The organism is Chitinophaga sp. RCC_12, from assembly GCF_041360695.1.
Taxonomy (GTDB): domain Bacteria; phylum Bacteroidota; class Bacteroidia; order Chitinophagales; family Chitinophagaceae; genus Chitinophaga.
In genome coordinates this window covers 338,704-351,946 of the sequence record NZ_JBFUPS010000006.1, presented here as the reverse complement: position 1 = coordinate 351,946, position 13,243 = coordinate 338,704, and the positions used below count along the sequence as shown (strand labels likewise).

The window sequence follows — 13,243 nt, the reverse complement described above, 5'->3', positions numbered from 1 at the left end:
CGGTTATCCGCTTCTATCTCCCTTAATCATTTTTATAAAATCCAAAAGTAAAAATCAAACTAATCAGTATAATCAGCGTAATCAGTGAGAAAGACAAAATTCGCGTTAATTAAACATATACCTGATACCAAGCTGTCCCTGCCATCTGGAAATGGTGCCGGTATTGTCTCTGAATGAACTGGTGAGCGGGATCTGGTTCGCTGCATCCAGGTAAGGGAAGGAGTAGGCTGCGGCAGCAGTAGCGGTGCCGGAAGCGTCTTTGTATTGTCCTTCGTATTTCAGGAAAGAGGGCAGGTTCGGAATTTTGGAAATACCCCAGCGCTTATTCAGGAAGTTACCAAAGTTGATGATATCAAAACTGATACGCACGGTGTGTTTGGTTTTCTCTTTGCCACTGAATACAAAGATGTCCTGTGTAATATTCAGGTCCATGCGTTTGGCGAAAGGTAATACTACAGCGTTGCGTTCTGCATATTCCCCGCGGTGGCCGCTCAGGTAGTTATCCTGCTTGATAAAATTATCGAGCTGATTCCAGATGATGTCTGCGGTCCGTTTATCTGCATTGGTAGCGGGGTTATAGGTTTTGTCGCCATAACCAACCGGCACCAGTTTAATATCGTTCCTGGTTTTTGGAATGTAGATAAGATCGTTGTTACCACCGGAAGCATCGTTGTTTACGTCGCCGTTGTAAGTATAGGAAGTGTTGCTGTAAAGTCCGTTTATACTTGGAGCGGCTTCATATACTACGCCAACAGAGGTAGCGAAATGTTTGGCCCAGGTAAAGCGGTAGGTAGCGGCTGCGATGACACGGTGGGGCATGTAGTAATTGGAGTAGCCCAGTGCATTGGCATTAGGATCGCCGGCAACGGGGCGATCGCGCCAGTTGCTTTGTGCGATGCTGCCACCGTCATTTACACTGCGTGACTTACTATAAGTATAGGCCGCACTCAGGTAAAGATTAGGCAGGTTTTTCTGCAACTGGATGGTGGCAAAATACGAATAGCCCTTGTTGGTATTGCGCATCAGGATGGCATCGCTGATATTTGGATTACTCAGGCTGTTGCCTGCGTATATTTTAGAAGAATTATAGCGGGTGCGGTGATCGGGGGTGCTATCCAGCTGAAACCCTGCAGTAGGAAGGTTTACGTTCTGGAAATATACCGCATTGATATCTTTGGAATAGTTGAATTCCAGGGTACCGATTACGCCCCATGGTAACTGCCGGTCAACAGCCAGTGTTGCTTTTAATACCTGCGGATATTTAAAGTTTTTATCGGTAACGGCTATATTATATTGGGAAGATAACCGTCCTTCTGTACCAGCTTTGTAAGTATTCGGATCAGCACTGAACGGGTAAGGAATGGTGGGCGCAGTGGCACTTGTTTGCGCTACAAACGATCCGAATTGTACGCCGTTGTTACCGGCCTGGTTGCTCAGCCATACAGCTGGCGGCGGACCGGCAAATAAACCTGCTCCACCACGGAGCTGCGTTTTGCCGTCATGTGTAACGTCCCAGTTAAATCCAATTCTTGGCGACAGGAGCGGTGTTGTTTTTGGCGCCTGGCCTACATCTATCTTCACTCCATCCCTGAAAGTCAGCGCAGTGAGCGAATCATTTTTAGAGAACGTACTGCCTATAACTGGTACGTCTATACGCAAACCGTAGGTAAATGTAAAGAAGTTGGTAACACTCCACTTATCCTGGATAAATGCGCCCAGTTCCAGCATGTTGATTTTTGCGTATGGAAAGGATCCGTCTTTGGTAGTTGCATAAGACACTGCGTAACGTGAGGCCGTTGCCAGGTTGCTGTTGGCGCTGGCATAAAAATCCTGGAGTGTATTAAAGCGGTAGTTACCATTGTAGTTTGGAGCGAAGCCATTGAGGAACGTTTTATAATAATTTTGTGTTCCTATCGTGATTTCATGTTTTCCCTTGTACATGGTGAAGATATCAGACAGCTGGTATACATCGGTATTGAGCTTGTTATTGTAGGTGAACGGCTCATATCCAAAGGCGGTATAGCTGGCGCCCTGGCCGTTCATGATATCCACGAGGGGGAAATTACTTTGCGACAAAGCATTCCTGAAATCGCGCATGGCGGAGTAGCCGATCTGCAATTTATTGGAGGCGCGGTTGCCGATGCGGGTATTCAGTTCCGCAATAAAAATGTTGAAGTTATTGTTGATAGTATAGCCGCTTCCGCTGAAAGGAAGACCGGTAGCACTAGGCTGGCGGCCACTTCCAACAGCACCGCCGCCGGGAGCGCCACTGTTACTGGCAGGAATATCTTTAAATGATTTCAGGTAACTGTATTTAAACGTAAAGGTGTTATGCTCATTCACGTTCCAGTCGACCTTCAGTGTTACTTTATCACTTTGCGTGCGGTAAGTATAATTCTGGTAATCGCCGGGATTGTATCCGTATTTGCTGATCAGGAATTGTTTGAGTGCATCCAGTGTATCTGCTACTGCCTGTGATACGTTGCCACCGGCTACTCCGCCGGGTTTGTTGGCTACGAGGCTGGTAGCGGGAGCTTTGATCCTTTCCTGTTCTGCACTTACGAAGAAGAACAATTTATTGGGGATGATGGCGCCGCCCACATTGAAGCCGCGCAGGTTATAGTTAAAGTCGGGTTTGGGAACGGTGGCGTTGCCTACTTTCAGCCCCTGTAATCCGGGTGTTTGAATGTAGGTGTACACAGCTCCTTTGAAAGTGTTGGTACCGCTTTTGGTAACGCTGTTGATACCGGCGCCGGAGAAGCCGCCCTGTCTTACGTCGTAGGGAGATACGTTTACCTGGATCTGTTCGAGCGCTTCCAGGCTGATTGGCTGGGAGGCTGTTTGAGAGCCGAGGGTGGGCTGTAAACCAAATGAGTTGTTGAAGTTGGCGCCGTCGACGGTGATGTTGTTTAACTGGTTGCTTCTGCCGCCGATATTCAGGCCGTTGGCAGAGGGAGTGAGTTTGGTAAAGTCTTGCATAGACCTGCTGATCGTAGGCAGGCGGTCCATCTGGGAGCGGGTAATTACTTCCTGGCTGCCGGTGCGGGCCCTGTTAATCACTTTGTTCTGGGTTACAGAGGTGACCACTATTTCAGTGAGGGTGCTGGTACTGGATTGCAGGTTGATGTCTGATTTGAAATCCTGTCCCAGCGACAGGAAAATGTTATCGCGTTTCTCATCTTTAAAGCCAATATAAGAAACAGATAAGGTATAAGGGCCACCAACGCGGAGATTTGGTAAATTATAACGGCCGTCTTTCCGGGAAACGGTGTTATATTTTGTGCCGGTGGGCACATGGGTAGCAGTAATGCTTGCGCCGGGAACAGGTCCTTCTTTACTAACAATAATACCGGCTATGTCGGCGGTTGTTTCCTGGGCAAACAGGGCAGCAGGGATCAATAGTACGCAGCAAAGCATACTAATAAGGTAATGCCAGATTTTTTTGTGCATTGCGATTCAGATTTTGGTAAAGTTCAAATGACAGATTGAAGTATTAAAAATAATACAATTATGAAATCGTTAACAAATATTTTGAACGCTTCGGGTCTGCCTGCTGAATCGCCCCTGGTTATCAGGCCAGCACTTTCTCCATACCGGTGCTCCGGGAGCCTTTGATAAGTATATGTGTATCCTGGTACTGCTGCTGCTGCAGCCATTTTCCGGCTTCGGTGGCATTTTCGAGGAAGATGTACGGGTGGGTTACTTTTTTAAAGTCGCCGCCAACCAGTACCACTGCTTCCCAGTGTGTGCGTTCCAGTAAGTTTACCAGGTCCTGGTGTTCTTTAATGCTATCTGTTCCAAGTTCCATCATGGCGCCGAGCAGCAGCACTTTTTTATCGGCCTGGATACCGGCAAAGTTTTCAATAGCGGCTCTCATGCTGGAGGGGTTGGCATTATAGGCATCCATGATAATGGTATTGCGGCCTTTTTTTATTACCTGTGAGCGGTTGTTGGAGGGGGTATAATGTGCAATGGCCGGTGCAATCGCTGATTCCGGCACGTTAAAGTGGCTGGCTACCGCCACTGCGGCCATTACATTCGGAAAGTTATAAGCGCCTGTCAGTTGTGTTTGTATAAATCCTACCTGGCTGCTGCCCCGTACTTCCACGGCCAGGAGGGCGCTGTCGGCGATGGCTTCGCCTACGTAATCGGCTTCGCTGCTGCCATAGGTAATGATTTCCGGGATGCCATGCGCCATTTCAAGCAGGTAACCATAATCATTGCAAACGAATACGGTGCCGTTGTTGGCGCGTAAAAAATCATACAGTTCCCCTTTTGCTTTTTTAACGCCTTCTTCGCTGCCAAAGCCTTCCAGGTGTGCTTTCCCGATATTGGTAATGATGCCATGGGTAGGCAATGCAATTTCGCAATAACCGGCTATTTCCCGCTGGTGGTTAGCGCCCATTTCCACTACAGCTATTTCTACGCCCGGGAGTATACTTAAAATAGTAAGAGGTACGCCGATGTGGTTATTTAGGTTGCCAACGGTGGCATATGTTTTTAATCCGGCAGACAGTGCTGCATTGATCAGTTCTTTCGTAGTGGTTTTACCGTTAGTACCGGTGATGGCCAGGAACGGGATATTTAATTGTTTGCGGTGATGTAAAGCCAGTTGCTGTAAAGCGGAGAGGGCATCATCTACCAGCATCATTTTATCCGGTACGGTAAAATAAGCTGCTTCATCAACCACCGCAAAGGCGGCGCCCATTTCAAGCGCCCGGGCGGCAAATTCGTTACCATTGAAATTGCCTCCTTTCAGCGCAAAGAAAATATCATTGGCTTTCAGTTTACGGGTATCTGTTTGTACGGAGCGATGCTGCTCATAGATGCTGTATAGTTGTTCAATATTCACGGTCAGATCTTATTTGGTACAAAAATAAGTGGTTAATCATGTAATATAGCAGAATTTTATCTGCCTGTGAAGCAACCAATTCTCTCATCATCCCGTACTTACTATCTACAATCAAATTTGAAAGACCAATGACAAGGAACAAGCTTTTTTTAATGGCATGCCTGCTGCTGGCTGCCTGTAAAAATGAACAGGCCCCTGCGCCGGTAAGTGGCGGGGTAGACTGTGATGCAGCCCATATCACAACAGCCACCGTTTTTGCGATCATACAAGCTAACTGTACCAGCCGTGGCTGCCATCCGGGCGGCAACTCGCCCGCCCTGGCAGATTTTTCCACCGCTGCAAAACTGAAAACGTTTATTAATGCCAACCGTACTGTTTTTGAGGCCCGTGTAACCGGTCCACAGGCAGATATGCCACAGTCAATGTCTTTTCCTGCACTCAGCCAGGGTTTAAAAGACTCTATCGCCTGCTGGATCGCAAAAGGACTTCCGGATCAATAACCTAAAAAAGATAAACATGAAATACTTATTGCTTTTTGCAGTTGCCCTGCTACCGGTTGTTACTGCATCTGCACAGGATGTTTACTCCTGCAAAAATACCCGTTTATCATTTTTTTCGTCTTCTCCACTGGAGGATATAGAAGCTAAAACAGATAAAGGCGCTTCTGCACTCAACACAAAAACGAAGGAAGTTTTTTTTAAAGTACCTATCAGTTCTTTCCAGTTTAAAAAGAAGCTGATGCAGGAGCATTTTAACGAAAATTACCTTGAAAGTGATAAATACCCGTTTGCAGAATTCAAGGGAAAGATTAATGAATCGCCGGAATTCAGCAAGGACGGTACTTACCCGGTAACGATTACGGGCACACTGAATATTCACGGGGTAGAAAAGAGTTACACCGCCAAAGGCACTATTACTACGCAGGGCACAACGCTTACCGCTGTATCCACCTTTAATGTTCGTGTAGCCGATCACGGTATTAAGATACCTTCCCTGGTAGTGCAAAATGTAGCAGAAGTAGTAGCCGTTACGGTTAATGCAGTTTATACACCTTACAGTAAATAACAACATCAATCCATGAAGTATATATCAACCATCTTATTATGCTGTGTGCTCTCTGTATGTGCGCATGCACAGAGCCTCGACAAGCTTTTTGATTCTACGGCCACCGGTCATACCAAAGTGCGGGATACCTATAAAAGTACCCGGATTGTACAGGGCCAGTCGACCGAAATGCTGCGCAGGCACGAACTGGATTTCCGTGTTACCCACCGTTTCGGCGATGCCGGTGGTGAGTTTGGCGGTACCAAAACGTTTTTCGGTACAGATAATTCAACCGATATCCGTATTGCTTTTGAATATGGGGTGAGCGACGACCTCATGGTGGGTATCAGCCGGACTAAGGGCAGCGGGGATTTGCAGCAGTTGTACGAAGGACTGGTGAAGTACCGTTTTTTTCAGCAAACAACTGATAACCATATCCCGTTATCGCTGGCCGTATTTGGTAACGCCGTGATCAGCGGGATGCCTTCTGCCACGGATAAAACCTCGGCGGCTTATTTTGAAGACGGTGCCGACCGGCTCATGTATGTGGCCCAGGCTATTGTATCTAGGAAATTTGGCGACAAGTTATCGCTTACCCTGTCGCCTACTTATGTGCACCGTAATCACGTGGCATACATGGACATGAATAATATGTTTGCCCTGGGAGCAGCCGGCAGGCTGAAGCTCAGCAAAAGGATGGGACTCCTGGCAGAATACTATTATCCGTTCCGTTCCCAGGAAAGCAAAGACTATTTCAAATCTGCGAAGGGGATCTCTTTTTACAACCCACTGGCCGTTGGACTGGAAATAGAAACCGGTGGTCACGTATTCAGCATTACTTTTACCAACTCCACTGCCATACAGGAAAGTCAGTTTATTCCTGAAACCACTACTACCTGGTTACAGGGCCAATTCCGTTGGGGTTTCAATATTTCCCGTAGATTTACGTTATTCGGGAAGAAAGATTGGAAAAAATAAAATGCCGCATACGTGAAAATTCATGGTTAGCCAAAACAGCCGCCCGCTTCATGCGGGTGCAGTCTGTAGCCATGGTCCTGGGACGCACCATCCACTTGCATGGAGCGTCCCGGGAACGCTTTTTAGCGGATACAACCTGGATGCGGCATGAAGCTTGTCATATCAAACAATACCAGCATCTGGGCTTTTTTGGATTTTTATGGAGATATTTGTCCGAATACCTGCGGAGGGGCTACTATAATAACGCTTTAGAGGTGGCCGCCAGGGCTTCAGAGGAAGATCCTGCTATACTGGATGATATTGAAATAGTCTAAAGAATCGTTAAAGTCAGAAAATTTCCAGCCACTGGTTTTATTTTTCTTATTTTTACGTTAAAGGTTGATTTTATGGTTAAGAAGGTAACAGAGGGCATCACCATCAGCGTGGAAACATTCTACCAGCCGGATTATTCAAATCCTATTGGAAGCGAATTCATGTTTGCTTACCGTATTACCATTGAGAACAACAACATTTTCCCGATCAAACTGCTTCGCCGTCACTGGTACATTATTGATTCCAATGGCACACACCGTGAAGTAGAAGGAGAAGGTGTTGTAGGTGTTCAACCACTGCTGGCGCCAGGTGAAACTTATCAGTACGTCTCGGGATCCAATTTACGGACTGAGATCGGCAAGATGTACGGTACTTATCAAATGGAAAACCAGCTGGACAAGAAAATACTGGAAGTGAAAATTCCTGAGTTCCAGATGGTCGTTCCCTTTAAACTGAATTAATACCCGTTTTCGTTTAGCCTGTAATCCATTCTCAGGGCCTGTACTTCGAGGCTTTGAAGATCTCCGTCACTTCTTTTGACTCCATTAATTGCTGCAAGGTCACATCCTTGTGTTCACTCATATACTTTTTTATGATCTGCCAGCCCACAAAATTGGCAATTTTGCCTGGGGCGCCCTCGGGCATACCCTGCGTAGACGGGCCATCGCCAATAAAATGATTGATCTGCTGCCAGTCGCTGGAATACACCAGGTTATTCTGCACAAAAAACTGCCAGATCATGCGCTCGTTTTCCCGGCACCAGTCCAGCTGGCTTTTCGTATATCCCAGCTTGATAGTATCCGGCGTTTCCGGTAATACTTTGTCCAGGAAATATTGTTGCTTACCGGCCTCCATCATCTGTTCCAGCAGGTTCCCGTTTTTACGCGCAGGGGGATACAACTGTTGCTGGATTACCTGCATACAGTTGGTAGTAATGTATTGAGGGGCAAACCGGTGCACCATATAATCCGGGTAATCGGGGATCTGTGCATAGGGTGGAAAATCTTCTCCCATATACATATCCAAACCAATGCCCAGGATGGAATCCACGGTGATAGCGCCGTAATTGGCGATACCAGATATAAAAGTGACCACTCTGGGCGGACGGAAAGAAGGGATATAGTATTTGACATACCGGAAACACTGTTCCAGTTCTGGTTTCAGTGTGGAATGACTGCCGTATTTGGCAGATACTGCTTTTTCCAGCTGGCGGAAATCGGGCGTGGTTAAAAACAGGTGCAGTTGTTGCTGTACCGCTGCGTTGCTGTCGGAATAGGCGCCCAGGTTAAGGATATCCGTAATATACAGGGGCAGGAATACCGGGTATGCTTCATGCAGCTTTGCCAGTCCGGGTTGTATATTATTGGTATCAATAGTAAACAGGGCGGAGTCGAAACGCGACAAACTAACGTTCATGGCTATATGACTAACATCCGGCGCTTTATCACCGGAATTACAGGCTGCGGTACCCAGCAGGGCTACCACGCAACTTATCAGCAGGGTATATTTATTAATGTAACTTTGCATCATTCTTAAAACTCATCTAAGGTAAAATTATTATTTACCTTGTATTATAAAAAATTACGAATTAGCATCATCTATGAAGAAGATCATCTTTTTACTGGCGATAATGGGAATGGCAAAAGCAGGTATGGCGCAATATGGCGGTAATGCTTTCAGGGAAAAAGTGAAGCTTGGATTTACCGTGAGCCCGATGGTTTCCATCCTGAAGCCACAGGAATCGGGTGTAAACAGGAACAGTGCCAAAGCAGGGCTGAACTTCGGGCTGATGGCCGATTTTAAGCTGAACGAACAAGGTACTTATGCATTTTCGTCGGGGTTCCAGGTATTACTGGCCGGCAGCAAGCTGAAATATGATGCAGGTAAGGGTTTAGGCGATTATAAAGCCAATCCTGCGGAGTATAATATGAAGCTTTCCTATATAGAAATACCGCTGGCATTGAAGCTGAAAACTTCGCCGGATGAAGGAGGTATCGGTTTCTGGGGACAGTTTGGTACTTACCTGGATTTTCCTATCACCGGCCGCGCAGATGTAGTGTCGATGGGGCAAACCTATGATAAGGTGAATATCTTACCGGAAATGAACCGTATCAACATAGGCATGTTATTGGGCGCGGGCATAGAATACCCGCTGGGCGCCAATCTTACGGGTATGGCAGGCATTACCTACCAGAACGGTTTTGTGGACGTAACCCGTAACGGCAAATGGGACGATGGAAGGGTAAATATGAATAGCTTTGCACTCCGGCTGGGTGTATTTTTCTAGTTTTCCCTCTTTTTTAATTGAATATTTTTACCATGAATATTATACTGGCACAGCAGAATTATCACATTGGCAATTTTGAAAAGAATACGGCAAAGATCATCGACGGCATCCATGCGGCAAAGGCACAGGGAGCCGACCTGGTAGTGTTTTCCGAGTTATGTGTATGTGGTTACCCTCCGCGTGATTTTCTTGAATTTGAAGATTTTATTGCACAATGCTATCATGCGATAGATGTTATAAAAGCGCATACCAAAGATATCGCCGTGCTGGTGGGCGGTCCGGCCCGTAACCCGCAACGGGAAGGGAAAGACCTGTTTAACGCGGCCTGGTTTTTATATGAAGGCGAAGTAAAGCAGGTGGTGCATAAAACGCTGTTGCCTACCTACGATGTGTTTGATGAATACCGTTATTTTGAACCGTCTATTGAATGGAATATCATCCCGTTTAAAGGCAAGAAGCTGGCAGTTACCATTTGTGAAGATATCTGGAACCTGGGAGATAATCCCCTGTACCGTGTTTGCCCGATGGATCAGCTGATTGCACAGGAGCCGGATGTGATGATTAACCTCTCCGCTTCTCCGTTTGATTATGATCATGATGAAGACCGCAAAGAAATTATTCTTGCCAATGTATTGAAATATAAGATCCCGATGTATTACTGCAATACGGTGGGTTCCCAAACGGAAATTGTATTCGACGGAGGCTCCCTTATTTATGATGCGCAGGGTAATGTAGTGAAAGAACTGCCTTACTTTGAAGAAGCGATGGGCGGCATGGAGTTGGAGAAGCTGGTTGGCAGCCACTTGCCGCCGGTGAAACCTGTTGATTTTACACCGCTCACCGAGCTGGTGTTTGACCATAACATTGATCGCATCTATGATGCCCTGGTGTTGGGAATCAAAGATTATTTTGGTAAGATGGGCTTTACAAAGGCCATCCTCGGCTCTTCAGGCGGAATCGACAGCGCCGTTACACTGGCTATTGCCTGCGATGCGTTGGGTAAGGAAAATGTACGGGCTATCCTGATGCCTTCTCCCTACTCTACCAGTCACTCTGTAGATGATGCTGTGGCGCTATCCGAAAACCTGGATAACCCGCATGATGTTATCCGTATCAACAACATTTATGAAACGTTCTTAGCCACGCTGGAGCCTTATTTCAAAGGATTGCCTTTTAATGTGGCAGAAGAAAATATGCAGTCGCGCATACGGGGTAACCTGCTGATGGGCTTATCCAACAAGTTTGGTTATATATTGCTGAATACATCCAATAAGAGTGAGCTGTCTACCGGTTATGGTACATTATATGGAGATATGGCCGGCGGATTAAGCGTTTTGGGAGATGTGTATAAGATGCAGGTGTATTCACTGGCAAGATATATTAACCGGGAGAAAGAGATTATACCGACTAATATTATTGACAAAGCGCCTTCTGCGGAGCTACGGCCAGATCAGAAGGACAGCGACAGTTTACCGGACTATGCGATCCTCGACAGGATACTTTATCAGTACATAGAGCGCCGTCAGGGACCGCGCGAAATAGTTGCTCAGGGCTTCGATGCGGCGTTGGTTTCGCGGGCCTTAAAGATGGTGAATACCAATGAATACAAGAGAAATCAATTCTGCCCTATTATACGGGTATCCTCCAAAGCCTTTGGTATAGGCCGTAGAGTGCCCATTGTAGGGAAGTACCTGAGTTAAGCTATTTTAATATATTTGCTAAAATTTGATCATACAACATGTTACAAGTACCGTTTATACGTCAAAATAAAGAGTTGGTATTGGAGCGCCTGGCATTTAAGAATTTCAAGGAGCTGGAAGTAGTAGAAGAAGTGCTGGCGCTGGATGACAAGCGTAAGAAGTTAACCCTCGAATACGATGAAACGCAGGCCCAGGTGAACAGTTTATCCAAAGAAATCGGTAAACTGATGGCCCAGGGAAAAAAGGAAGAAGGAGAAGCGCAGCGTGCTGCTGTAGCGGCTTTGAAAGACCGCCTCGGTCCCGTGAATGAAGAGCTGAACGCTACTGAAAAAGCATTGCAGGATGCCCTGGTGAAACTACCTAACCTGCCCGCAGCGATGGTGCCCGCCGGTAAAACGCCGGAAGAAAACGTGGAAATCCGCAAGGGTGGTAAAATTCCTGACCTGTATGCAGGCGCCGTTCCACACTGGGACCTGGCGAAACAGTACGACCTGATTGACTTTGAGCTGGGTAACAAAATTACCGGCAGTGGTTTCCCTGTTTTCAAAAACAGGGGCGCCCGCTTACAACGTGCGCTGATCCAATATTTCCTGGATTATAATACCCTCAACGGCTACACTGAATATGCGCCGCCATACCTGGTGAACGAAGCATCTGCCTATGGCACCGGCCAGTTGCCGGATAAAGAAGGTCAGATGTATCATGCAACGGCGGATAACTATTATCTTATTCCCACTGCAGAAGTACCGGTGACTAATATTTACCGCGATGAGATCATAAAAGATACCGACCTGCCGGTGAAGATGACCGCGTATACGCCTTGTTTCCGCCGTGAAGCCGGTTCTTATGGTAAAGATGTACGTGGTTTGAACCGTGTTCACCAGTTTGATAAGGTAGAAATTGTGCAACTGGTACATCCCGATAAATCTTATGAGGCACTGGATGAAATGGTAGCGCACGTAGAAGCGTTGCTGAACCAGCTGGAGCTGCCTTACCGCATTCTTCGTTTGTGCGCCGGTGATATGGGCTTTACCTCTGCTATTACCTACGATTTCGAAGTATACAGCGCTGCCCAGCAGAAATGGCTGGAAGTAAGCTCTGTGAGCAACTTTGAAGCTTACCAAACCCACCGCATGAAAATACGGTTCAAGGAAAACAATGGTAAGCCGCAGCTGCTGCACTCTTTGAACGGAAGTTCCCTGGCATTGCCGCGTATCATGGCCTGCCTGCTGGAAAACAACCAGACTGCGGAAGGCATACAGATACCGACCGTGCTGCAAACCTATTTTGGCAGTCACAAGATATAAGCCATTACGGATAATCTTTAACGGATGACGGATTCGCAGGGAGATTGTAAACGGAGTAATACCCGCTGACAGCTGCCTGAAATCCGTCATTCGTCGTTTGGAATTCGTAATTTCCACCCGGTATTCTATTATGAAACATTTCCTGCCCACCGGCGACGAACTCATCATTCGCCCTCCCGAACATAATGATGCAGCAGCGCTGCTGGCCAGTTTCCAGCGCCTGACCCGGGAAACGGATTACCTGCTCTTTACCCGCAGTGAATCCATGGAGCTGGACATTGCGTCTGAAGAGGATTATATCCAGTCTTACACCGATAATCCCAACCAGCTCCTGCTGGTAGCCGTTGTAAGGGACCAGATCATTGGCTCTATCAACGTAAACCACACCGGTTTGCATAAAAAAGCGCATACCGCGGAGATAGGCATTGCCGTGGAAAAGCAATGGAACAATATGGGTATCGGCCGGCGCCTGCTCACCGCCATGCTGCGGTGGACCGAATCGCGCCCCGCCCTGCGCCTGATTTACCTGCATGTTTTTTCCACCAATGAAAAAGCCATGCAGCTGTACCGCAATTTCGGCTTCATGGAATGTGGCCGCCTGCCCAATGGCATTAGGCAGAAAGATGGCAGTTATGTAGACCTGGTAACTATGTACCTGGAATTAAAACGCTGACAAGCTGCCCGCAACACCCCGGAGGTGTAGGAAATCCTTCTCCCGAAAAAACACCTGGAAAATTTCTCCCGAATACAATTAATTTTAGTG

General features: G+C 47.0%; 12 protein-coding genes. 9 read left to right on the top strand and 3 right to left on the bottom strand.

Annotation, left to right across the window (positions count from 1 at the left end; all coding sequences use genetic code 11):
• Positions 1 to 105: 105 nt before the first annotated feature.
• Positions 106 to 3,450, bottom strand: a complete 3,345-nt coding sequence (locus AB6805_RS19800; RefSeq protein WP_370911175.1) for a carboxypeptidase regulatory-like domain-containing protein — start codon at positions 3,448 to 3,450, stop codon at positions 106 to 108.
• Positions 3,451 to 3,571: 121 nt separating this feature from the next.
• Positions 3,572 to 4,852 carry a UDP-N-acetylmuramoyl-tripeptide--D-alanyl-D-alanine ligase gene (gene murF / locus AB6805_RS19795; RefSeq protein ID WP_370911174.1) on the bottom strand — a complete coding sequence of 427 codons (1,281 nt, stop codon included), beginning with the start codon at positions 4,850 to 4,852 and terminating at the stop codon, positions 3,572 to 3,574.
• A gap of 128 nt (positions 4,853 to 4,980) precedes the next feature.
• Between murF and AB6805_RS19790 the strand changes: the two genes are divergently transcribed.
• The 5 genes from AB6805_RS19790 to apaG all read left to right on the top strand — a co-directional run bounded on the left by AB6805_RS19790 (position 4,981) and on the right by apaG (position 7,647).
• Entirely contained in the window at positions 4,981 to 5,352 is a 372-nt protein-coding gene (locus AB6805_RS19790) for a hypothetical protein (RefSeq protein WP_370911173.1), read from the top strand.
• Between the two features lie 16 nt (positions 5,353 to 5,368).
• Positions 5,369 to 5,917, top strand: a complete 549-nt coding sequence (locus tag AB6805_RS19785) for a YceI family protein (protein WP_370911172.1) — start codon at positions 5,369 to 5,371, stop codon at positions 5,915 to 5,917.
• A gap of 12 nt (positions 5,918 to 5,929) precedes the next feature.
• Positions 5,930 to 6,874, top strand: a complete 945-nt coding sequence (locus AB6805_RS19780) for a DUF5777 family beta-barrel protein (RefSeq protein WP_370911171.1) — start codon at positions 5,930 to 5,932, stop codon at positions 6,872 to 6,874.
• The gene (locus AB6805_RS19775; protein WP_370911170.1) at positions 6,862 to 7,188 is read left to right on the top strand and encodes a DUF4157 domain-containing protein; all 327 of its coding nucleotides are present in this window, start codon (positions 6,862 to 6,864) and stop codon (positions 7,186 to 7,188) included. The genes AB6805_RS19780 and AB6805_RS19775 overlap by 13 nt, the downstream gene beginning before the upstream one ends.
• Positions 7,189 to 7,260: 72 nt before the next feature.
• The gene (gene apaG, locus AB6805_RS19770) at positions 7,261 to 7,647 is read left to right on the top strand and encodes a Co2+/Mg2+ efflux protein ApaG (RefSeq protein ID WP_079469727.1); all 387 of its coding nucleotides are present in this window, start codon (positions 7,261 to 7,263) and stop codon (positions 7,645 to 7,647) included.
• 31 nt (positions 7,648 to 7,678) lie between these two features.
• Here the strand turns inward: apaG and AB6805_RS19765 are convergent, their stop codons facing one another.
• Positions 7,679 to 8,716: a hypothetical protein gene (locus tag AB6805_RS19765; RefSeq protein ID WP_370911169.1), complete on the bottom strand. Its 1,038-nt coding sequence runs from the start codon at positions 8,714 to 8,716 to the stop codon at positions 7,679 to 7,681.
• 70 nt (positions 8,717 to 8,786) lie between these two features.
• On the opposite strand from AB6805_RS19765, the gene AB6805_RS19760 reads away from it, so the two are divergent.
• From AB6805_RS19760 to AB6805_RS19745, 4 genes are all read left to right on the top strand, one after another.
• Positions 8,787 to 9,473: a porin family protein gene (locus AB6805_RS19760; RefSeq protein ID WP_370911168.1), complete on the top strand. Its 687-nt coding sequence runs from the start codon at positions 8,787 to 8,789 to the stop codon at positions 9,471 to 9,473.
• Positions 9,474 to 9,505: 32 nt separating this feature from the next.
• Positions 9,506 to 11,173, top strand: coding sequence for an NAD+ synthase (locus AB6805_RS19755; protein WP_370911167.1), 1,668 nt, complete (start codon positions 9,506 to 9,508; stop codon positions 11,171 to 11,173).
• A 38-nt stretch (positions 11,174 to 11,211) separates the two neighbouring features.
• Positions 11,212 to 12,480, top strand: coding sequence for a serine--tRNA ligase (serS, locus tag AB6805_RS19750; protein ID WP_370911166.1), 1,269 nt, complete (start codon positions 11,212 to 11,214; stop codon positions 12,478 to 12,480).
• A 130-nt stretch (positions 12,481 to 12,610) separates the two neighbouring features.
• A complete protein-coding gene (locus AB6805_RS19745) occupies positions 12,611 to 13,153 on the top strand; it encodes an N-acetyltransferase family protein (protein WP_370911165.1) in 543 nt (180 codons plus the stop codon).
• Positions 13,154 to 13,243 lie beyond the last annotated feature (90 nt).